This is a genomic window from Sinorhizobium sp. M4_45 (genome assembly GCF_002885915.1).
GTDB lineage: Bacteria > Pseudomonadota > Alphaproteobacteria > Rhizobiales > Rhizobiaceae > Sinorhizobium > Sinorhizobium meliloti_A.
In genome coordinates this window covers 127,570-145,963 of record NZ_NWVE01000004.1, presented here as the reverse complement: position 1 = coordinate 145,963, position 18,394 = coordinate 127,570, and the positions used below count along the sequence as shown (strand labels likewise).

Below are 18,394 nucleotides of genomic sequence, written 5' to 3'. Positions count from 1 at the left end.
GAAACTGCCGTTCCAAACACCGGAGCGGCAGAATGGAAAAAGTTCTTGAAAAGGAAGAGGACCGGCGCCGCAAAGCCGCAACGTTAGGCTTTGAAAGCGAACTTGCCAAACTTCGAAGCGAGGTGGCCGACCTCAAGACTAATCGCCCAACTGGGCCGCCTTCCGATGCCCCTGTCCTGATCTCACTCAACGACGTTTGCCGACTAACTAGCTTAAGCCGCACAGCCGTCAACCGCTGGCGCGCGTTGGGACTGTTCCCTGCCGCAGTTCCGCTCGGCGATAAACGCGTCGCCTTCGTTCGGAGCGAGGTCGAGGCGTGGATTCAAGCTCGAATAGGCGAGCGGGATCGGCGCAAGGCTGCCGGAGGTGTGTCATGAAAGGCTTTGCTTCTTGGAAGATGAACTTGCTCGACCAGATGTCGGTCGATACCCGCCTCTCGGCGACCGCCTTTCGCATAGCCTATTGTCTGCTCCACTACATGGACTCAGCGACCGGCGACTGCTTTCCGAAGCAGGAAACAATTGCCGCCGATCTAGGTGTGACGGATCGCACGGTCCGGAAGGCGCTCGTCTGTCTCCGCGTCTGCGGCTGGCTCGAAATTGAAGAGCGGTGGCCGGCAAAGGGCCGTGGCAAATCTAATTTGTACCGTTTTCAGGATGCGACCACCGGAAGTCCGGTTCCGGCAAACGAGACGAGCAGCGGAAGCAGGCTTCCCGTAAACGATGCGACCAGCGGAAGTTCCGCGCGGGAGTTCCGGAAGAAAGTTTCCGGTGCCTCTAGTAAGGAACACGTTGAAAAGAACACGTTGAAACAAGAGAGCGCTCCGCGCGCTCGTGCCACGGCCCTTCCCGACGATTTCTTGCCCGATCTTGGGGTCGCTTTGGCCGCTGGGCTTGATTTGGCCGAGGCCGAGCGGCAGGCGGCGATATTCCTCGACTATTACCGCGCCAAAGGAAAACCGCTGCGCGACTGGAACGCCGCATGGCGCAATTGGATTCGCCGCGTGCCGGATTTCGCACGCCGTACCGGCGACCACCGTCACCATCAGCAGCATAGAACCCACATTGCCGATCAGGCTCTAGAGGCCACCTTTGAGGCCCTCAGGAGCGAACGGTCAGGAGGATTGTTCAATGACAGCGGCGAACCTGCCGAAGGTACCACCGAATATGTCCCGTCTCGCGTCCGACACTGACAAGCTTAGCGTGCTTACCCGCCTGTTCGCAGCCTACCCTTGCCGAGCGCCAAGCGACTTTCGGCTCGTGAAGCCCGCCTACATGCAGGCACTCGAAGGCGTCAGCCAATGGGCATTGTTCGAGGCGGAACGCCGGGTCAATCAAAATGCACTCGGACATGCGTTTATGCCGTCACCGGCCGAATTGCGCGGCGAAATCGACCGCGTGGTGGAACCGTTCCGAGAGCGCGAACGGCGGGCGGCCGAGGAAGCACGAAGGTACGCCTCGAAGGAAGGCCCTCCCGTCAACCATGACGAAGCGAGCAGAGCGCGCATCGTTGAAGGCTTCCAGAAGCTGCGGGCGACCTATCCCGGTCTAGCGCGAACGAGGCCGTCGCCAAAGCCTCCGCAGCGAATCCCAGATTATTCGCAAGAGCGGATCGAAATCACCGACGCCTTGCGCCGAACGCTCAAGGCACGGGAGCCTGAGCAATGAGCAGAGCCGGCGTCATTCCGGCGCTGGTGACCGAAAGGAGACGTACATGACCGAGGTAAGCGAAAAACGTTGGAAAGTCAGTATTACCCATCTCTATGACATGGGCCCGAGAGAAACGGTGTTCTTCATCGATGAGATCGCCGAGCTAGACGAGATCATCGAGCACGGCCCGGATTGGAATGCCATGCTTGATTGCCGGGTCACCTACAACGGGCGGAACTATCCCGAGAACTCGACTGTCGAGCAGATAGCTGCTGCTGGTTAACCACCATCCCGTCGGCTTGGCCGCAGTAACGGTCAGGCCGGCACGGCTCAATAGGAGGCTCACCATGCTAAAGAAGCCGAAAATCCCCTCCTCAGAAAAAACGACGCAATTGGCGTGCGACACCATCATCGCGCGCGCCGTGGTGAAAATGGTCGTGGAGGCGGGTGCGCCGATCCCGCTGGTGATCGACCGCCTGCTTACGTATGCCGCCGGTCAGGCGGCAACTATGAGAGGATCGGCCGTCACCGCCGATCACCTTCGGCGTTTCGCGGACAACATTGACCGCGGCCTCTTCTGGTCGATCACGGGCGAGGATAAGTGCGGAGGGCGGTCGAATTGACCGACAAGGAAAAAATACCTATCTTATGTGCGGCTCGATTGAGTGAACTTCGCCAGCAGGACTGGGAGGGACGAACCGCCGAGCCGGTACTATCTTCAGAACGGCTGCCCCCTCGTGGCGAGCGTCGGAAGCGCGAAAAGAGAAATGGCTGTTGCGACTATCGCGACGGCGGCGCTTTGCGATTGGGTTGAGCCGATGCTGAAATTTACCCCCGAAACAAGATTCGCTGCACCCATTGACCTCGAATTGAAGAGCGAGGCGAACGGCACTGTGCAAGGCTTTGCTGCTACCTTTGACGGCGAGCCGGATCGGCAAGGTGACATCATCCGCAAGGGCGCCTTTGCCAGAACGCTGAGGGAGATCGCGGCGGAAGGCGTCATTGTGCCGATGCTCTGGGCGCATCGCCAAGAGCAGCCGGTGGGGCGCTGGACCCGCCTCGTTGAAACCGAGAAGGGACTATGGGCCACTGGCCGTCTTTCTCTCCAAACCGACGCCGGGCAACAAGCGCGCGAACATCTCGTTGCCGGCGATATCGACGGTCTCTCGATTGGCTTCGTTTTGGCCGGTGACGGGCGCCGATATCTCGGAAACGGCACATTCGAAATTCGAGAGTTGGAGTTATGCGAGATATCGCTCGTTGCGGTGCCAGCGCAGCGGCGCGCGCGCATCTCAAACGTGAAAAGCTTCGAAACGAAAGCCGATCTGGTCGATGCCCTACATAGGGGCGAACCGCTGCCGCGCCGTCTTGCTGCCAAAGTAGCGGCGGGCGGTTGGAACGCCCTCTCGGAAGCTAACCACGACAAAGCAAACGCGCTAATGGCCACTATGGACGCGGCTACGGCGCGCATCAGGAGTGAATTGCCATGACTATTCATAACAGTCCGATGACGCGCCAGGCGCGCGCACTGCTGGCCGCTGGAGCCCATCTCCGCAAGAAGGATGCAGGCAGCGCCGATGACGTATTTGAACGGCTTTCGGCGAAGTTCGGGGAACATGCCGGAGCGGTCTTGCGAAAGCTCACCGAGGCGGACGAGAAGATGGCCGGCTTTGCCGCACGGATTTTCGATATGGAACAGCGGGCAGCAAGGGCCGATTTTTATGGGGGTAGCGGCAGCGGTCGCGCCGAGACTTGGGGCGAGCAATTCACCAGACACACCGGGCTGAAGGCATTTTCCGAGGAAACGACGCGACCCGGCCGATTCCGCCTTGAGGTGAAGACCACCCTCACGAACGATCCCACCTCGGGAGGGAGCCTCGGCGTCCCGACGCGCGATACGACCGCGATGATACCCCGCCGGCGGATGCAGGTTCGGGATTTGCTGCCGGTCGTCTCCGTATCCAGCAATGCGGTTGAATATGCGGCCCAGATCGGGCGCACGAATAATGCGGCGCCGGTTGCGGAGGGCGCGGTCAAGCCCGAGTCTGGACTGGCGTTCCAACTGCGGACTTTGCCGACACAGGTCATCGCGCACTGGATTCCGGCCTCTCGGCAAGTGCTTGATGACGTGCCGCAGCTCCGCGATATCATCGATGGCGAGCTACGCTATGGCCTCGCTTACGTCGAGGAAGGCCAAATCCTCTACGGTGACGGTAGTGGCAGCAACCTGAGTGGTTTGGTTCCCAACTCGACGGCCTTTGCCGCACCCTTCGCCATCGCCAACGCGACGATGCTTGATACCGTCGGACTCGCGATCTTGCAGAACGCCTTGGCGGATTTCCCGGCGGACGGGATCGTGATGCATCCCTCCGACTGGATGCGGATTCGCCTTCTGAAAGACGCCGACGGCAAATATATCCTCGGTGATCCGCAGGCGGTGATCGCGCCAGCCTTGTTCGGCTTACCGGTCGTGACCACGCAGGCGATGTCCGTGGACAAGTTCCTCGTCGGCAACTTCCAGCAGGCGGCGACGCTCTATGACCGCTGGGCCGCCAGGGTTGAAGTCAGCACCGAGCATGCCGATTTCTTCGTCCGAAACCTCGTCGCAATCTTGGCCGAGGAAAGGATCGGCCTTGCCGTCAAGCAGCCACTAGCCTTGACCTACGGCGATTTTGGAAACGTGGCCTAGCAGAGAGGACTCGCGGAGATACCGCTATGTAGTCGCGATCTTCGGTAGGATATCGCCAACCACAAAGCCACTCCACCGTCCCGAGACGTCGAACCGATTGAACCCTTCGACGCCGTTTGGAACAAGAAATCCGGTCCAGATCCCTGCCTTATCGAACACATTGTAGTTGTCGCCTGCCGGAACCACTGGACCGATGAAATTCGCGTGTTCGTCAAAGAGGATGGCTACTTTGTCACTGGCGCGCACCAGGAATCCTGACACAGCACCGCGCAAGTCAAAGAGGTAAGGACCATCCCAGACCGTGTTTCGGCGAGGGTCAATCAACCAATTCCGTTTGGGATCGATGAGATAATTTCGCCGAGGATCGATCATCATGTTGCGGTTTGGGTCGATCATCATGTTGCGGCGAGGATCGATCATCATGTTGCGCCGAGGATCGATCATCATGTTGCGGCGAGGATCGATCATCATGTTGCGATTAGGATCGATCATCATATTGCGGTTTGGGTCAATCATTACGTTGCGGCGTGGATCGATCATCATGTTCTGATTAGGATCGCGCGATGGGAGGGGCCGCAAAGGTCCTCCGCCTTGCACGATCAAGTCGACCAGCAACGCGTACTCCCCCTCTGCGTCGGTTCCGAAGCTTAGCAGAATCTGGAACTCAGAACCCTTGAGGACGTAAATTCCGACGTCACTTTCAAGTAATGGCTCGGTGGAGGCGACCAGTTGATCACGTGTAGCTGTTTCCACGGCCTTCAGCGCAACCCCGACTGCCGCAAGCACCCGCGGGCTTGAGCGCGTCACCTTTTCACTGAATGAGGGCGTTACAAGGTACCTCATTTCAGTACATCCTTGATCTGCTTCATCGCCGCTTTGAACTGTTCGACCTCGCCTCTGTTAATCGCTTGTCTGGACGCTTCGACCTGGGCTGGGATAAGCTGGCTGCGGGCGTATGCCATACAGAAGTCGTCATCCTTAAAGGCGCTGATCTCCGTTTCAAAGGCGTGCAGGAAGCGGTGGAATAGGAAAGTGACAATGCACACGAGCAATAATGCCCAAAAAGAAAAGGTGCTATAGAACGATGCCCAAGCGATCCCCTTAGGCGTCGATATTTCCGTGACCAACGTGTTCGAAAAAATCCCGCCCAGCACAGAAGTGAAGATCGAGATTGCTGTCTTGACGCCCGGCGACCGATAGATTCGATCCCGCAGCGCTTTGCCCCACCCCATAGGTATCCTTCGCTCGTGCACCCTTCCCGACAAGTACAATGACCGCTACTACGAAATGCTTCGGAATGCGAGCGGGACTAAAACTTCTCGGAAGGATTGAAACGTGTGGTCTGTGGATACACCGGAACGTGGCGCACCGACTAGTTGTGACGGGATGCCCGCAAATGATTCACGTCACACATAAGGGCGGGAAGGTTCCTCTGACGGGGGGCGGGCAAAAGTTGAGAGGCAGCGCCCCCGGCGGGCCCGCGCGGGAGCCACGCGGAGAATTTTTCTTGCGCAAGAAAACAGCGGGTGGCGTTTCCCGAGGTCAGCATTATTTTTCTACTGTCATGGGAAATTTAACGCGACGAATGGGACGGCCCGCGCACGAGCCCTCCGCGATGACGCAGCGCTTCGTCGAGGCGATGGCGGGCGCGGGCGTGCCGCAAAGTGAAATCGCCGCCGTGCTCGCGGTCACGGTGCCGACGCTGCGAAAGCATTATCGCCATGAATTGCAGTGCGGGGCCACCGTTGTCGAGGCGCGGCTCGTCGGTCAGCTGATGCGCGTCGCGAGCGGCAGCGATGGCACGGCACTCAAGGCAATCATGTTCACGCTTCAGTGCCGCTTCGGCTGGTCGCGATATGCACCACCACCGCGCGGCTGAGATGAAGACCACTCGCTCCCCACTGTATGGAAGCTTTGCCAAAGCCGTTCCGCCTGATCAAAGAAAGCCTTTGCCGCGTCTTTGAAAGTGAAGAAAGTGTTATCCCACGCTGCCTCGTCCATCACTGATTTGTAGATGGCGTTCCGAATACTCTCGTGCCGGTCAGTAATTTCGCCAGCATTCGCGACTCGGAAAATGTTGCGTGCTGAGGTCACTTGGCCGAATTGAATCAGAAGGGACTGCGCCGCAAGCTTGAGTTCCTCGCGAGCAGCCATCATAGTCCCGTCAAATAGCGCCTCGCACGTCCTTACTTCCTCCCGCTCGAGGAATTCACGCGTCTCTTGAGCTCGGTCTCGGGCCGCGATGCACTCGGGAATGATCTCAAGAATCTTTTGGCACCGCTGCTCGAAACTGTCGGAAGCCTGCAAGTCAGCCTTGGGGAGCTGCAATCGGTCAACTTGTGACCGCCTGTATGCAATTCGCGAGAACGCCCGGTCAAGCTGCAAGCGCTCCGAGCGCAATGAGAGAGCCATCAGGTCCTCGTGTCTCCGGTCATTGTCGTAGTCACTGGCTCGCATGTGCACCACCGTCACGTATGCGGCCGCAATGGCAAACAAGCCCCCGATCAGCGTTTGATAGTCATATACCCATTGAACCAACGTGTTGGGCTCGCGGTTAAAAAAAATCACCGGAACAAAAACAAGCACGCAGATGATGACCAACATGGCTATCGCAAATGGGCTTACCGAAGGTCTCTTCATAATGTTTGTTCGCGCCCCAGGTTAGGTCCCAGTGATTCCGAACTGATTCCTACAGGTTAGGTCAATGCTAGTGAGGGATTGTCCACCATGCATTTCAATTGACTTTGGCGACGGTGAAGATTTCGCCGGCCTCGATTCGCTCGGTGATCAGCGCCTGAACGTCAGATTCAGCTTTGGCAACCTCGGCTAGGGTGCGGTCGGAGAAGTTTGCACAATGCGCAAACAAGTTGGCGTCAACGCCCTTGTATATCTCGATGGGCTGATAAGCTGACCGTTACGGGGTATGCGGTCGAGGGGATTCTTCCCCAGTCCTTGAATCATGACCCGCGCAACCACCTCTCAATCGCGTTGGCGTAATACCTTTCCATCGCGGCCGTCCATATCAGAGCGTTTGCTTTCGCCCAGCGCCATGCCCAGCGCTCGCGGACAGCGCTAGCTCGGCTCAGCTGATACCGGCCAAGAACATGGCCGATCTCATGCAAGGCGATAAGATAGGAAATCGGTGATCGAATTGGCCGGATGAAGACTTCCCGCGTTTCAGGGATGGCGAATTCTTCCTCGCGGCCTTTGATAAATTCATAGCAGGCGATTTCGTGCCGGTCACACAGCACAGTGATATGTCGCCCTAGTTCGGCTATTCTCTCGCGTTTTTGCTCGCCGGCCTTCGGATCGTTGGCGTTCGGCCGGGTGGCCTTTTCCCAATCCACCGCGTCGGTGACATCCTCGCCGGCATCAAAGCGCCGATCAAACTCGGAGGCCTTCATCGTCGTTCCGTTCCCTAAACCATGCCCGATGCTATGCGCGGCGCGTAGGCGGTTCAAGCGGCCCGATGAACATCCTTGCGAGAAAGACCCATGTCGGCGGCGGTAGGTGGGCGTTCCCCTGTAGAACGCCCAAGTTTTCCGTCTTTCGGCCCCGCCACCTCGCCACGCTCCTGCGCCGAGTCGTATTCGTCGGCGAGCCGCCGTTTGGCGATGGACTCGATTTCCAGCGCGTCGGCTGGGGCGCGATGCGCTCGGCGATCAGCGCTTGAACCTCCGGTTCGGCTTTGGCGACTTCGGCAAGAGCGCGGTCTGATATCTTTCCCCAATGGGGAAACAGTTGCGGATCGATGCCTTTGAAAACCTCGATGGCTCGATACGCGGATGTCTTGGCGACATGCGGCAAGCGACTCGCCAGCCATCCGGTAAAGCCACCTTCATCTTTCCGGTATCGGAAAAGCTCCTGCGCTGCGGCCAGTTCGCGCCCGATCTCAAAAATGGAACCGATCTCCCTTCCTCGCGTTCACCGGCATCGGATAGCGGGGGAATCAAGTGGAATCCGTTCACGTATTGGTAGCCGAGGACGAGGCGCTGTTGCTGCTTGATTTTGAGCACGCACTAACGGAGGCGGGATTCGTGGTCGTCACGGCCAGCACCGGAGGGTCCGCGACGGAACTACTGAATACGGCCGATCCGCCTATCCTCGGCTTGATCACCGACATTCGTTTCGGCAAGCCGCCGGACGGCTGGGAGGTCGCCCGCGCGGCGCGGGAGATCGACCCCGAGATAGCTGTCGTATACGTCAGCGGCGACAGCGCGCCCGACTGGGCGATACACGGCGTCCCGAACAGCATCATGCTCGAAAAGCCTTTCGCAATGGCGCAATTAATAACGGCTATTTCCCAACTCCTGAACGAGCGATCCTCCGCAGCATCCTAAAAATGTCGAATCGGCCGGGGCATGCCCCGGCACAGCATGGCTGTTTCTCGACCGTGGTGGCGCGAAGCCTCGTTTCGCGTGAGCATGGCGCAAAGAGCGCCGATAAAAGCGTTAGGAAAGAACTTAGGAAAGCACAGCGCGAAAAGACATATTTCCCAATAATTTCAATCGGTTATCGCCACGAAATGGCGGACAGAGAGGGATTCGAACCCTCGATACGCTTTCACGTATACACGCGTTCCAGGCGTGCGCCTTCAACCACTCGGCCACCTGTCCATCCTTCTGCAGCCGGCGGTCGATCCGGCTGGATGGGGAAAAGCGAAGCTTCTCCGCGTCACCGGTGAAACCGGGAGACGGGCGCGATATATACCGATGATGCGCGCGGGATCAACTGGTTTCTGACATATTATTGACAGGCCGTGAAAGCTGCTGCGGATGACCCGCCATTGCGCTTGCCCGCCCTTGCGCCTATCTCTTGCGCAGGACGAGCCGAAAGGGGGGAGCGGATGCGGTTGCTGCTTCGGTTTGCGAGCTTTCTGGCGCTGATGGCTGCGGTCTTTGCAGGGACGATCGATTCCATTCAGTCGGTAGCGGCGTCGGAGCCGGTCATCACTTCGCTTGCCGACGGCATAGCGGCGATCGGGTCCGACCAGCTGAACTGGATTCAGTCGCTGCAGCGGACCGGCGCCGGGCCTGCAATGTGGCTCAGGGCGCTGCACTGGATTCTGGCGCAGCCCGCCTTTGCCGTATTCCTCGCCCTTGCCCTCCTCCTGTGGATGGCCGGATACAGGAAGAAACCCGCTGCCGGGCGCTTTGCCGCCTGAGCGCCGCAGCCGCACGGCTTGCTCCCACGAGCGCTGACGAAAGGAGCCTCAGATGTTTCTGATCGACATGTTCAACAAGAAGACCATCCTGCCCGATGCTGCAACGGCGCTGCCCGGCCGAGAGGAGGAGATCCCGACCGCGACGACGCATTTCGTGTCCGGACGGCCGCTCAAGGGCCCTTATCCGGAGGGCATGAAGAAGATCCTCTTCGGTATGGGCTGCTTCTGGGGCGCCGAGCGTCTCCTGTGGGAGATCCCCGGCGTCTACGTGACGGCTGCCGGCTACTCCGGCGGGCTCACGCCCAATCCGACCTATCAGGAGACGACGACGGGGCTGACCGGCCACACGGAGGTGGTGCTGGTGGTCTACGATCCGGCCAAGGTCTCGCTTCAGCGCCTGCTGAAGACATTCTTCGAGGAGCACGACCCCACCCAGGGCATGCGCCAGGGCAACGACGTCGGCACCACCTACCGCTCGGCGATCTACGTCTATGACGAGGAGCAGCTCGCCGAGGCGAATGCTGCGCGCAACGCCTTCCAGAAGGCGCTGCGGGTCGGCAAGCATGATCGCGAGATCACCACCGAAATCGCGAAGGCGGGACCTTTCTACTTCGCCGAAGACTATCACCAGCAATATCTCGCCAAGAATCCGGACGGCTATTGCGGATTGCGCGGCACCGGCGTCAGCTGCCCGATCGGCGCCTGACCGTTCCGCGGCGCGTCGAAGCCGACGCTGTCGACATGCGTAGGATCGAACGGGGTGCGGATATATGTCCGCACCCCTTTTTTGCGCCGTGAGCCGCCTCCGCCGCCCAGTTCGGCGGCCGGATCGCTTTTTTACCATCCGAAAAAATTTGGATGTTTTTTTGCCGAAGCCGTGCAAGGATGCGCCCACCCAAGCCTTAAAGAGAGGGGCGGGTTCCGCGGTGGGGGCCCCGTTCGGGACCGGCGGAAGACCCGAAAAGATCAATAGCGACAACAGGGCTTTACAATGAAAAAAACCATTCTCGGTCTCCTTGCATTCTCGATGATGTCCGCGACGGCATTGGCCGCCGACATCAAGCCGGCGATCATCTACGACCTCGGCGGAAAGTTCGACAAATCCTTCAACGAAGCGGCCTTCAACGGAGCCGAAAAGTTCAAGGCCGAAACCGGCATCGAATATCGCGAGTTCGAGATCGCCAACGACGCCCAGCGCGAACAGGCGCTGCGCCGCTTCGCCAGCGACGGCAACAGCCCGATCGTCATGGCCGGCTTCAACTGGGCCGCGTCGCTCGAGAAGCTCGCCGGCGAATATCCGGATACCAAGTTTGCGATCATCGACATGGTTGTCGAAAAACCCAACGTCAAATCGATCGTCTTCAAGGAGCAGGAAGGCTCATATCTCGTCGGCGTTCTTGCCGGCCTCGCCTCCAAGACCAAGACGGTTAGCTTCGTCGGCGGCATGGACATCCCGCTGATTCACAAATTCGCCTGCGGCTATGTCGGCGGCGCCAAGTCGACCGGTGAGGACGTAAAGGTGCTCGAAGCTTACACCGGCACCACGCCCGACGCATGGAACGACCCGGTCAAGGGCGGCGAGATCGCCAAGTCGCAGATCGATCAGGGCTCCGACGTCGTCTATCATGCCGCCGGCGGCACCGGCGTGGGCGTGCTGCAGGCGGCAGCGGATGCGGGCAAGCTCGGAATCGGTGTCGATTCCAACCAGAACATGCTGCAGCCGGGCAAGGTGCTGACATCCATGCTGAAGCGCGTCGATGTCGCCGTCTACGACTCCTTCATGGCCGCGAAGGACGACAAGTTCGAATTCGGCATCTCCAATCTCGGTCTCAAGGAAGACGGAGTCGGCTACGCACTCGACGAGCACAATCAGGCGCTGATCACGCCGGAAATGAAGGAAGCGGTCGAGAAGGTGAAGGCCGACATCATCGCCGGCAAGGTCCAGGTTCACGACTACATGACCGACGAGACCTGCCCGTACTGATCGTCGCACATCTGACCTTATTCAAAAGCCTCCGGTTCATCCGACCGGAGGCTTTTTTTGTCGGATCAAGAGGCATCAATAATGCGGCGGGCGCGTCACCGGAGTCGCATCTTGCGCCTGTTCTTCGAGGCTCAGGAACCGTTCCGTCAGACGATCGAGCTTGGCGCGCGTCTGCTCGACCACCTTCCATTGCTCCGCCAGTTGGTCCGAAAGCTCCTCGATGGTCTTCAATTGATGAGCCACCGTCTCTTCGAGCCGGGTGATCCGCTCTTCTGCTTCGCGCATCATGCTTCTCCGTCGGTCGGATTTAAAGTCGGGCGCAGAATGTCGGCGCGCGGCCGGGTGTCAAGGGAGCGCGGTGCGATCAGCTTCTCGCAGCCGCGGTCGTGCCCGCAAATCCGGTGTCCCGCGCCGAGAGCATCTTGTGCAGGTGCACCATCATGCCGGCAGCAAAGAGCGGCGTCAGCAGGTTGAGCAGAGGCACGGCTAGGAAGGCCGCCAGCACGAGGCCGGCGAGGAATACGGTCGAGCGATGTTTGGCACGGAAGAGCCGCGCCTCCGCGGGCGGACGATGGCGCATGGCGGCGAACTCGAAGAATTCCCGACCGAGCAGGTAGCCGTTGACGAGGAAGAACGCGACAAGATTGACGCCCGGCACCAACAGGAGGAAAAGCGCGACGATGTTGCCGAGAATGACGACGCCAAGGAATTTCGCCGAACCGGTGATAGCCTCGGCGAGAGGCAGCGGCGTGCCGGGCGCCTCGCCGGGATAGTCCCGCTTCTCGACCACCTCGGCGACATCGTCGAGGAAGAAGCCGGCAATCAGCGCCGTCACCGGCGCCAGCAGCAGCGCCAGAGCGAGCGCGAGTCCCAGGCTCGCAAAGATCCCGACGACGAAAGTGAGCCACCCCGCCCAGTCGGGTGTGCCCGGCATCAGCGCATCGATCCAGGGCAGGGCAAGCCAGACGAAAAGCTCGCGCAGCGCGAACCAGAGCGCGACGAGCGCCAGCAGCGTCAGCCCGATGACCTTCCAGAAGACCGTGCGGGTCTCCGTCGCGAAAAGATTGGCGAAGGCAAGGCGCGCCGCATCGAGAATCATGACCGTCTCCCTGGCCGGTAAGTGCAACCGAAAGGCATGTAGGCAGAGCGGCCGGCAGGGGCAAGCCGGCCGGAGGCGGTTTTCGGGCCTGCTGCTGTTTCCTTTTGTGGCGACAGCCCCCAAGTCGCCGGTTGCTTTACCATCGCAGAAGCACCCCGCCTGCTCTATCGGAATAACGAGGAGGGCATTGTCGTGTGCGTCGAACGAATACGATATGCTGGAGCGGGACGAGGAAAAGTGTGTGCGGTTTTCCGCCCGGATCCCGCGTCTCAACCTCCTGGAAACGATCACGCTCATGTTTTCAGGTCTCCCGACCTAAAAACATCGTGATCCAGGGGAAGGAAAGTCGTATCCGAGCGCTGGAACGCCAGCGGGAAAAGGTACCATGATCAACCAACGAACACTTGCGAGCCTCGCCGTGCTCGCGCAGTCCGGCAAGCTCGATCCCGTCGCACTTGTCGCGGAAACCCTGACGCGGATCGAAAACCACCCCGACCGATCGATCTTCGTCGCGCTCACGCAGGAGCGTGCGGCGCGCGAAGCGAAGGCGGCTTCCGAGCGCATCAAGACCGGCCGCTCCCTCGGGCTGCTCGACGGCCTGCCCGTCGCCTGGAAGGACCTCTTCGATCTTGCCGGCGGTGTCACGACCGCAGGTTCCGTCATTCTCGCTGGAGGGCCGCCGGCCGCGGCCGACGCAACGGTGGTCGCGAACATCGGCAGCGCCGGCATGGTCAGCGTCGGGCGGACCAATATGAGCGAATTCGCCTTCTCCGGGCTCGGCATCAATCCGCATTACGGCACGCCGCGCAATCCGAGGTCCGCGGATGTCCATCGCATTCCCGGCGGCTCCTCCTCCGGCTCCGCCGCTGCGGTCGCCGCCGGCCTCGTACCGCTGGCGATCGGCACCGACACCGGCGGCTCGATCCGTATCCCGGCGGCAATGACCGGCATCGTCGGCTACAAGGCGACACGCGGCCGTTACGCGATGAAGGGCGTCTTCCCGCTCGCGCAAAGCCTCGATTCGCTCGGCCCTCTTTGCCAGACGGTGCAGGATGCAGTCTGGGCCGACGCCGCCATGCATGGACTGACCGCGCCGGTGATCCGCCGCGCCGAAATCGCCGATCTTTCAATCGTCGTTCCCGAGACGATCGTCTTCGACGATGCCGAACCGGAAGTCGTGACCGCATTCGAGGAAGCGATCAAGCGCCTCGAAGCGGCGGGCGCGAAGGTCCGCCGGCAGGCCTTCCCGAGCTTTGCGGAAATTTTCGAGCTTACCGCCCGCCACGGCGCTCTTGTGACGGCAGAGGCCTACGCGCTGCACCGGGAACGCTTGGCAGGGCCTGAGGCGGAGCGCATGGACCCGCGCGTCGTCGCCCGTAGCCGCCTCGGCGAGAAGATCACCGTCAGCGATTACATCGCCATCCTCGACGCCCGCGAGCGGCTGATCCATGAAGCGGGCGAGAGCATCAGGGCCGGCGAGCTCATTGCGCATCCGACCCTGCCGCATGTGGCGCCGCCGCTCGATCCGCTTCTTGCCGACGACGATCTCTTCTTCAAGGTCAATGCCAGGACGCTGCGCAATACATCGATCGGCAACTTCCTGGATTTCTGCGGCGTCTCTCTTCCCTGCGGCACGGGTGCGGCTGGCATGCCGGTCGGCTTCCAGCTTTCGGCGCCTCATCACCAGGACGACCGCCTGCTTTCCGCAGCACTCGCCGCCGAGGCGTCCATCCGGGGCGATGCATGATCGTCTGTTTCGACATCGGCGGCTCGGCGATCAAGGGCGCGATCACCCATTCGCCGGAGCGGATATTCCCGCTGCCCCGACGCGCGACGCCGCTCACGGATTTCCGCCGCTTCGTCGAGGCGATGGAATCCGTGCTCGACGAAGCGGGCGGCCTGCCCGAAAGGGTGGCGATCTCGATCACCGGGGTGATCGATCCGGAGACGCGCCGGATCAAATGCGCCAACATTCCCTGCATCGACGGGCGTGAGCTCGTCGCCGAACTCGAAGCGGCGCTGCACCTGCCGGTGGTGATCGCCAACGATGCCGATTGTTTCGCCCTTGCCGAGGCCGGTGTCGGCGCCGGGCGCGGCCATCGCATCGTCTTCGGTGCCATCCTCGGCACCGGGGTCGGCGGCGGGCTGGTGATCGACGGCCGGCTGATCAATGCCGATGGCGGCTTTGCCGGCGAGTGGGGTCACGGCCCCGCCGTCGCGGCCGCGGCCGGACACCCGCCCATGGACATACCGGCCTTTCCCTGCGGCTGCGGCCAGAGCCGCTGCGTCGATACGGTCGGCGGTGCACGCGGGCTGGAAAGACTCCACGAGACGGTCCACGGCAAGGCGCTCTCCAGTCATGACATAATCGAAGGCTGGCAGAACGGAAATGCCGAGGCGGCGCGCACGATCGACGTCTTCGTCGATCTGGTGAGTTCGCCGCTGGCGCTCGTGATCAACATCACCGGGGCGACGATCGTGCCGGTGGGCGGCGGCCTTTCCAATGCCGAAGCGCTGCTCACCGAGATCGACCTGGCGGTGCGGGCGCGCATCCTCAGGCGTTACGACCGGCCGCTCGTCGTGCGTGGCGAGTGCCGGGTGGAGCCCGGCCTGATCGGCGCCGCCCTGCTCGGCTTCGCAGGGAGATCGGCATGAGCCGCATATTGCTGGAGGTCTGCGTCGACGATCCCGATGGTCTGGAGGCAGCCGTTGCCGGGGGCGCCGACCGCATCGAACTTTGTTCGGCGCTTGGGGCGGGAGGGCTGACACCCAGCCCCGGCCTGATGGCCGCCGCCGCGCCGGTGCCGGTCTATGCGATGATCCGGCCGCGGGCGGGCGATTTCATCTATGACAAGGCCGACCTCGAGGTCATGCGACACGACATCGATGCGGCGCGGCATGCAGGACTCGCCGGCGTGGTTCTCGGCGCATCGCTCGCCGACGGCCGCCTGGACGCGCGCATGCTGACGAAACTCGCCGGCCATGCGTCAGGTTTGGGGCTCACCTTGCACCGCGCCTTCGATCTGGTGCCGGATTTCGCCGAGGCGGTGGAGATCGCCGCCGATCTCGGCTTCGAACGCATCCTGACCTCGGGCGGCGCGAGAACGGCACCGGAAGCGGCCGATACACTGGAAAGACTGATCGAACTGGCGGCGGGACGGCTCTCGATCATGCCCGGATCGGGCATCACCATCGACACAGTCGGAGCGATCGTGCCGAGGCTTGCTGTCGCCGAGGTTCATTCGTCCTGTTCTGTTGCTGAGCCGGCTAAAGACAAGCGCCTCGTCGAGATGGGATTCGCCGCGCCGGAGCGTCGCCGCACGGACGCAGCAACGATCAGGGCGATGCGGGCGCGGCTCGATGCCATAGGGGCGAAGATTCGAGCGTAAGTTGTGAGGCTTCCTTCCGGCGTCCGCCCCTCATCCGGCCCGCCGGCCACCTTCTCCCGCAGGCGGGGCGAAGGGACAAACGGAGACTGCCTGCCCAGCCGCAACTGCCCGTGTTTCATAGGGCAAGTACCCTCTCCCCGCCTGCGGGGAGAGGGTTAGGGTGAGGGGCATCTTGCCGTGTATCGCTCCGCCAAGCTGGCTCAAGCCGCAAAAACCGCCTCCCCGCCGATCCAGGTCGATTTCATTGCGAGTTCCGGCGTGAGCAGCACGAAGTCCGCATCCGTACCAGGCAGGAGCCGGCCCTTGTGCGAGGCGATCCCCATGGCGTCGGCGGGATAGGCGGAGGCCATGCGAACCGCCTCTTCGATCGGCAGACCAAGCCTTTGGTGGACGAAGCGGACCGACGACAGCATGTCGATATCGGCGCCGGCAAGCGTGCCGTCGGCAAGCGTCAGGCGCCCGCCCTGGCGCAGGATTTCCCGTCCGTTCAGGAAGAAACTCGTCTGGTCGGTGCCGATCGGCGACATGGCGTCGGTGACCAGGAAAATCTGACCAGGGCCTTTCTTGCCGCGCAGCGCGATGCCCATCGACGCCGGGTGAACGTGAAAACCATCGGCGATCATCCCGGCGTGGAGCGTGCCGGTCGAAAGCGCCGCGCCGACCACGCCGGGCTCGCGATGGCCGAGCCCGCTCATGGCGTTGAAGAGATGCGTGACGGTCCGGGCACCCGCTTTGGCATAGGCGCAGGCGGTATCGTAATCCACGTCGGTATGGCCGAGGCTCACCACGACGCCGGCATCGGCCAGCGCCCGCACCTGCTCCCTGGTGGCGTTTTCCGGGGCCACGGTGAGCATCAGACGGCCGAGCGCCTCTGCGCAAGCGAGTATCTCGGCAAGATCGTCATTGCCCATCGGGCGGATCAGCGCCGGATCGTGAGCCCCCTTGCGGGCGACGGACAGATGCGGGCCTTCGAGATGCAGGCCGAGGAAGCCCGGAACCGCCGCGGCTTTCGCCTCGACGCCTGCTGCAATGGCCGCGGTCCTGACCGCGCGCGTGTCGGTGATCAGCGTCGGCAGCAGCGCCGTCGTGCCGAATTTCGCATGCGCTGCGCAGATCTTCCGGATGCTTTCGAGGGTCGGCGCTTCGTTCAGAAGCGCGCCGCCGCCGCCATTCACCTGCAGATCGATGAAACCGGGCACGAGAAGCAGGCCACGCGCGTCGACGGTTTCGCCGCCGGCGGGGACGCTTCCCGCCGGCGCAATCGCCTTGACGTGTCCCGCCTCGATCACGAGGGCTGCCCCGTCGTGCCAGTCGATGCCGTCAAAAATCCGCGCTCCGCTGATCGTCTTCTTCGCAGTCATCGTGTCTCCGTCACCTTCTTGAGGTTCTCCGGTGCGTCGGGATTGAGACCGCGCGAGCGGGACCAGGCCTCGACGAAGCCATAGAACGGCAGGATCAGTGCCAAGGCGTCGGTGAGCGGGTGCCCGGTCTCGACGAAGGGCAGGCGCTTTGCCTTGCTCGCCCGTGCCGAGGTCACGTGCACCACCGCGCCCTTTGCGCTCATGCCGTCCGCGATATCGGCAACCGAGGCCTCGGCAGCATCGCGGGCGGCCAGCACAAGCACCGGGAACCGGGGCCCGACCAGCGCCACCGGTCCGTGCAGCACCTCTGCAGCGGAATAGGCCTCGGCATGCATGCCGGACGTCTCCTTGAACTTCAGCGCCGCTTCGCTGGCGATGGCCAGCGCCGGACCGCGGCCCAGCACATAGAGCGATTCCGCTTCTGCAAGGTCGTCGGCAAAGTCCTGCCAATCGAGCTTCACGGCCTTGGCAAGCTGGTTCGGCAGATCGGCGACCGCATGCTTGAGCGTCGCGTCGCCGGTCCACTCGCCGAGCACGGCAAGACCGGCGACGATCGAGTTAACATAGGACTTGGTCGCCGCAACGGCAATTTCGGGCCCGGCGAGAATGTCGAGCGGGTGGGTGCAGGCCTCGGCGATCGGCGACGGCAGCGTGTTCGTCAGCGCGATCGAAACGGCGCCGGCGCGTGTCGCGGCTTCGGCCATGGCCACGATGTCCGGGCTCTTGCCGGACTGCGAGATCGCAATCGCCGCCGCACCGCCGAGTTTCAGATCGGCACCGTATATCGACGCCAGCGATGGTCCGAGCGAGGCGACCGGACGACCGATCGTGAGCTCGATCGCGTATTTCAGGAACAGCGCGGCATGGTCGGAAGAGCCTCTGGCGATCGTTACCAGAAAGGCCGGATCCTTGTCGCGCAGCGCCGCGCCTGCTTGCGCCAGCTCCGTGGCCGAGCGCTCCAGCAACCGGGCTGCGGCCTCGGGAATCTCGTCGATTTCTCGCCGCATGTTGGTCTGCATCGTCATGTCCTTTCATCAAACAGGCGGGATGCGGGCGGAA

At 61.8% G+C, this 18,394-nt stretch carries 25 protein-coding genes and 1 tRNA gene; 17 read left to right on the top strand and 9 right to left on the bottom strand.

The features are described 5' to 3' along the window. Nucleotides 1–32: 32 nt before the first annotated feature. The 7 genes from CN933_RS13690 to CN933_RS13660 all read left to right on the top strand — a co-directional run bounded on the left by CN933_RS13690 (nucleotide 33) and on the right by CN933_RS13660 (nucleotide 4,338). Nucleotides 33–377 carry a helix-turn-helix transcriptional regulator gene (locus tag CN933_RS13690; protein WP_102761787.1) on the top strand — a complete coding sequence of 115 codons (345 nt, stop codon included), beginning with the start codon at nucleotides 33–35 and terminating at the stop codon, nucleotides 375–377. Then, complete coding sequence (locus tag CN933_RS13685) at nucleotides 374–1,192, top strand: helix-turn-helix domain-containing protein (protein ID WP_102761786.1); 819 nt, start codon at nucleotides 374–376, stop codon at nucleotides 1,190–1,192. Before CN933_RS13690 ends, CN933_RS13685 begins: the two co-directional genes overlap by 4 nt. Further along, the gene (locus CN933_RS13680) at nucleotides 1,131–1,667 is read left to right on the top strand and encodes a hypothetical protein (RefSeq protein WP_146032666.1); all 537 of its coding nucleotides are present in this window, start codon (nucleotides 1,131–1,133) and stop codon (nucleotides 1,665–1,667) included. The genes CN933_RS13685 and CN933_RS13680 overlap by 62 nt, the downstream gene beginning before the upstream one ends. 46 nt (nucleotides 1,668–1,713) lie before the next feature. Further along, nucleotides 1,714–1,932: a hypothetical protein gene (locus tag CN933_RS13675; RefSeq protein ID WP_102761784.1), complete on the top strand. Its 219-nt coding sequence runs from the start codon at nucleotides 1,714–1,716 to the stop codon at nucleotides 1,930–1,932. Between the two features lie 64 nt (nucleotides 1,933–1,996). Then, nucleotides 1,997–2,272, top strand: coding sequence for a hypothetical protein (locus CN933_RS13670; protein ID WP_102761783.1), 276 nt, complete (start codon nucleotides 1,997–1,999; stop codon nucleotides 2,270–2,272). A 144-nt stretch (nucleotides 2,273–2,416) separates the two neighbouring features. Further along, a complete protein-coding gene (locus tag CN933_RS13665; RefSeq protein WP_102761782.1) occupies nucleotides 2,417–3,139 on the top strand; it encodes an HK97 family phage prohead protease in 723 nt (240 codons plus the stop codon). A gap of 17 nt (nucleotides 3,140–3,156) precedes the next feature. Continuing rightward, nucleotides 3,157–4,338 carry a phage major capsid protein gene (locus CN933_RS13660; RefSeq protein ID WP_245425070.1) on the top strand — a complete coding sequence of 394 codons (1,182 nt, stop codon included), beginning with the start codon at nucleotides 3,157–3,159 and terminating at the stop codon, nucleotides 4,336–4,338. A 24-nt stretch (nucleotides 4,339–4,362) separates the two neighbouring features. Here CN933_RS13660 and CN933_RS13655 read toward each other — a convergent pair whose 3' ends face one another. After that, complete coding sequence (locus tag CN933_RS13655) at nucleotides 4,363–5,181, bottom strand: hypothetical protein (protein WP_146032665.1); 819 nt, start codon at nucleotides 5,179–5,181, stop codon at nucleotides 4,363–4,365. Continuing rightward, complete coding sequence (locus CN933_RS13650) at nucleotides 5,178–5,570, bottom strand: hypothetical protein (RefSeq protein WP_102761779.1); 393 nt, start codon at nucleotides 5,568–5,570, stop codon at nucleotides 5,178–5,180. The genes CN933_RS13655 and CN933_RS13650 overlap by 4 nt, the downstream gene beginning before the upstream one ends. A gap of 275 nt (nucleotides 5,571–5,845) precedes the next feature. Between CN933_RS13650 and CN933_RS13645 the strand changes: the two genes are divergently transcribed. Further along, the gene (locus tag CN933_RS13645; protein ID WP_245425069.1) at nucleotides 5,846–6,217 is read left to right on the top strand and encodes an RNA polymerase subunit sigma-70; all 372 of its coding nucleotides are present in this window, start codon (nucleotides 5,846–5,848) and stop codon (nucleotides 6,215–6,217) included. Here the strand turns inward: CN933_RS13645 and CN933_RS13640 are convergent. Together CN933_RS13640 and CN933_RS31810 are read right to left on the bottom strand one after the other, a co-directional pair. Then, nucleotides 6,169–6,942 (bottom strand): hypothetical protein, encoded by a 774-nt coding sequence (locus CN933_RS13640; RefSeq protein WP_102761778.1) that lies wholly within the window; start codon nucleotides 6,940–6,942, stop codon nucleotides 6,169–6,171. The genes CN933_RS13645 and CN933_RS13640 overlap by 49 nt on opposite strands. A 353-nt stretch (nucleotides 6,943–7,295) precedes the next feature. Next, nucleotides 7,296–7,742, bottom strand: coding sequence for a hypothetical protein (locus tag CN933_RS31810; RefSeq protein ID WP_245425068.1), 447 nt, complete (start codon nucleotides 7,740–7,742; stop codon nucleotides 7,296–7,298). 65 nt (nucleotides 7,743–7,807) lie between these two features. On the opposite strand from CN933_RS31810, the gene CN933_RS31515 reads away from it, so the two are divergent. The 3 genes from CN933_RS31515 (at nucleotide 7,808) to CN933_RS13625 (ending at nucleotide 8,678) form a co-directional block, all read left to right on the top strand. Further along, nucleotides 7,808–8,011 (top strand): hypothetical protein, encoded by a 204-nt coding sequence (locus CN933_RS31515; RefSeq protein ID WP_180980714.1) that lies wholly within the window; start codon nucleotides 7,808–7,810, stop codon nucleotides 8,009–8,011. A 68-nt stretch (nucleotides 8,012–8,079) separates the two neighbouring features. Further along, the gene (locus CN933_RS31510) at nucleotides 8,080–8,316 is read left to right on the top strand and encodes a hypothetical protein (protein ID WP_180980713.1); all 237 of its coding nucleotides are present in this window, start codon (nucleotides 8,080–8,082) and stop codon (nucleotides 8,314–8,316) included. Then, a complete protein-coding gene (locus CN933_RS13625; RefSeq protein WP_102761776.1) occupies nucleotides 8,292–8,678 on the top strand; it encodes a response regulator in 387 nt (128 codons plus the stop codon). The genes CN933_RS31510 and CN933_RS13625 overlap by 25 nt, the downstream gene beginning before the upstream one ends. Nucleotides 8,679–8,864: 186 nt before the next feature. Here CN933_RS13625 and CN933_RS13620 read toward each other — a convergent pair. Then, nucleotides 8,865–8,954 (bottom strand) — tRNA-Ser (locus tag CN933_RS13620). Between the two features lie 230 nt (nucleotides 8,955–9,184). On the opposite strand from CN933_RS13620, the gene CN933_RS13615 reads away from it, so the two are divergent. The 3 genes from CN933_RS13615 to CN933_RS13605 all read left to right on the top strand — a co-directional run bounded on the left by CN933_RS13615 (nucleotide 9,185) and on the right by CN933_RS13605 (nucleotide 11,486). Further along, the gene (locus CN933_RS13615) at nucleotides 9,185–9,502 is read left to right on the top strand and encodes a membrane protein (protein WP_018093841.1); all 318 of its coding nucleotides are present in this window, start codon (nucleotides 9,185–9,187) and stop codon (nucleotides 9,500–9,502) included. A gap of 52 nt (nucleotides 9,503–9,554) precedes the next feature. Further along, nucleotides 9,555–10,208, top strand: a complete 654-nt coding sequence (msrA, locus tag CN933_RS13610) for a peptide-methionine (S)-S-oxide reductase MsrA (protein WP_018093840.1) — start codon at nucleotides 9,555–9,557, stop codon at nucleotides 10,206–10,208. 285 nt (nucleotides 10,209–10,493) lie between these two features. Beyond that, on the top strand, nucleotides 10,494–11,486 hold the full coding sequence (locus CN933_RS13605; RefSeq protein WP_018093839.1) for a BMP family lipoprotein: 993 nt from the start codon (nucleotides 10,494–10,496) through the stop codon (nucleotides 11,484–11,486). 75 nt (nucleotides 11,487–11,561) lie between these two features. Here CN933_RS13605 and CN933_RS13600 read toward each other — a convergent pair whose 3' ends face one another. Beyond that, nucleotides 11,562–11,774 carry a SlyX family protein gene (locus CN933_RS13600; protein WP_033047208.1) on the bottom strand — a complete coding sequence of 71 codons (213 nt, stop codon included), beginning with the start codon at nucleotides 11,772–11,774 and terminating at the stop codon, nucleotides 11,562–11,564. Between the two features lie 76 nt (nucleotides 11,775–11,850). Further along, the gene (locus CN933_RS13595) at nucleotides 11,851–12,585 is read right to left on the bottom strand and encodes a sulfate transporter family protein (protein ID WP_018093837.1); all 735 of its coding nucleotides are present in this window, start codon (nucleotides 12,583–12,585) and stop codon (nucleotides 11,851–11,853) included. A 385-nt stretch (nucleotides 12,586–12,970) separates the two neighbouring features. Here CN933_RS13595 and CN933_RS13585 point away from each other — a divergent pair, with 385 nt between their 5' ends. Genes CN933_RS13585 through CN933_RS13575 form a run of 3 tightly spaced genes read left to right on the top strand, consistent with a single transcriptional unit; the run spans nucleotide 12,971 to nucleotide 15,974 of the window. After that, nucleotides 12,971–14,332 carry an amidase gene (locus CN933_RS13585; protein WP_018093835.1) on the top strand — a complete coding sequence of 454 codons (1,362 nt, stop codon included), beginning with the start codon at nucleotides 12,971–12,973 and terminating at the stop codon, nucleotides 14,330–14,332. Further along, nucleotides 14,329–15,240 carry an ROK family protein gene (locus CN933_RS13580; RefSeq protein ID WP_102761775.1) on the top strand — a complete coding sequence of 304 codons (912 nt, stop codon included), beginning with the start codon at nucleotides 14,329–14,331 and terminating at the stop codon, nucleotides 15,238–15,240. The genes CN933_RS13585 and CN933_RS13580 overlap by 4 nt, the downstream gene beginning before the upstream one ends. After that, nucleotides 15,237–15,974, top strand: coding sequence for a copper homeostasis protein CutC (locus CN933_RS13575; protein WP_018093833.1), 738 nt, complete (start codon nucleotides 15,237–15,239; stop codon nucleotides 15,972–15,974). The genes CN933_RS13580 and CN933_RS13575 overlap by 4 nt, the downstream gene beginning before the upstream one ends. Nucleotides 15,975–16,174: 200 nt before the next feature. On the opposite strand, the gene nagA is transcribed toward CN933_RS13575, so the two are convergent. Together nagA and CN933_RS13560 are read right to left on the bottom strand one after the other, a co-directional pair. Next, complete coding sequence (gene nagA, locus CN933_RS13565; protein ID WP_018093832.1) at nucleotides 16,175–17,335, bottom strand: N-acetylglucosamine-6-phosphate deacetylase; 1,161 nt, start codon at nucleotides 17,333–17,335, stop codon at nucleotides 16,175–16,177. Then, complete coding sequence (locus tag CN933_RS13560; RefSeq protein WP_102761812.1) at nucleotides 17,332–18,354, bottom strand: SIS domain-containing protein; 1,023 nt, start codon at nucleotides 18,352–18,354, stop codon at nucleotides 17,332–17,334. The genes nagA and CN933_RS13560 overlap by 4 nt, the downstream gene beginning before the upstream one ends. Nucleotides 18,355–18,394: the final 40 nt, after the last annotated feature.

Bases quoted from the DNA above. Each gene is read 5' to 3' on its own strand.
- CN933_RS13690 (WP_102761787.1), top strand. From the start codon at position 33: ATGGAAAAAGTTCTTGAAAAGGAAGAGGACCGGCGCCGCAAAGCCGCA.
- CN933_RS13685 (WP_102761786.1), top strand. From the start codon at position 374: ATGAAAGGCTTTGCTTCTTGGAAGATGAACTTGCTCGACCAGATGTCG.
- CN933_RS13680 (WP_146032666.1), top strand. From the start codon at position 1,131: ATGACAGCGGCGAACCTGCCGAAGGTACCACCGAATATGTCCCGTCTC.
- CN933_RS13675 (WP_102761784.1), top strand. From the start codon at position 1,714: ATGACCGAGGTAAGCGAAAAACGTTGGAAAGTCAGTATTACCCATCTC.
- CN933_RS13670 (WP_102761783.1), top strand. From the start codon at position 1,997: ATGCTAAAGAAGCCGAAAATCCCCTCCTCAGAAAAAACGACGCAATTG.
- CN933_RS13665 (WP_102761782.1), top strand. From the start codon at position 2,417: ATGGCTGTTGCGACTATCGCGACGGCGGCGCTTTGCGATTGGGTTGAG.
- CN933_RS13660 (WP_245425070.1), top strand. From the start codon at position 3,157: ATGACGCGCCAGGCGCGCGCACTGCTGGCCGCTGGAGCCCATCTCCGC.
- CN933_RS13655 (WP_146032665.1), bottom strand. From the start codon at position 5,181: ATGAGGTACCTTGTAACGCCCTCATTCAGTGAAAAGGTGACGCGCTCA.
- CN933_RS13650 (WP_102761779.1), bottom strand. From the start codon at position 5,570: ATGGGGTGGGGCAAAGCGCTGCGGGATCGAATCTATCGGTCGCCGGGC.
- CN933_RS13640 (WP_102761778.1), bottom strand. From the start codon at position 6,942: ATGTTGGTCATCATCTGCGTGCTTGTTTTTGTTCCGGTGATTTTTTTT.
- CN933_RS31810 (WP_245425068.1), bottom strand. From the start codon at position 7,742: ATGAAGGCCTCCGAGTTTGATCGGCGCTTTGATGCCGGCGAGGATGTC.
- CN933_RS31515 (WP_180980714.1), top strand. From the start codon at position 7,808: ATGAACATCCTTGCGAGAAAGACCCATGTCGGCGGCGGTAGGTGGGCG.
- CN933_RS13615 (WP_018093841.1), top strand. From the start codon at position 9,185: ATGCGGTTGCTGCTTCGGTTTGCGAGCTTTCTGGCGCTGATGGCTGCG.
- msrA (WP_018093840.1), top strand. From the start codon at position 9,555: ATGTTTCTGATCGACATGTTCAACAAGAAGACCATCCTGCCCGATGCT.
- CN933_RS13605 (WP_018093839.1), top strand. From the start codon at position 10,494: ATGAAAAAAACCATTCTCGGTCTCCTTGCATTCTCGATGATGTCCGCG.
- CN933_RS13600 (WP_033047208.1), bottom strand. From the start codon at position 11,774: ATGATGCGCGAAGCAGAAGAGCGGATCACCCGGCTCGAAGAGACGGTG.
- CN933_RS13595 (WP_018093837.1), bottom strand. From the start codon at position 12,585: ATGATTCTCGATGCGGCGCGCCTTGCCTTCGCCAATCTTTTCGCGACG.
- CN933_RS13585 (WP_018093835.1), top strand. From the start codon at position 12,971: ATGATCAACCAACGAACACTTGCGAGCCTCGCCGTGCTCGCGCAGTCC.
- CN933_RS13580 (WP_102761775.1), top strand. From the start codon at position 14,329: ATGATCGTCTGTTTCGACATCGGCGGCTCGGCGATCAAGGGCGCGATC.
- CN933_RS13575 (WP_018093833.1), top strand. From the start codon at position 15,237: ATGAGCCGCATATTGCTGGAGGTCTGCGTCGACGATCCCGATGGTCTG.
- nagA (WP_018093832.1), bottom strand. From the start codon at position 17,335: ATGACTGCGAAGAAGACGATCAGCGGAGCGCGGATTTTTGACGGCATC.
- CN933_RS13560 (WP_102761812.1), bottom strand. From the start codon at position 18,354: ATGCAGACCAACATGCGGCGAGAAATCGACGAGATTCCCGAGGCCGCA.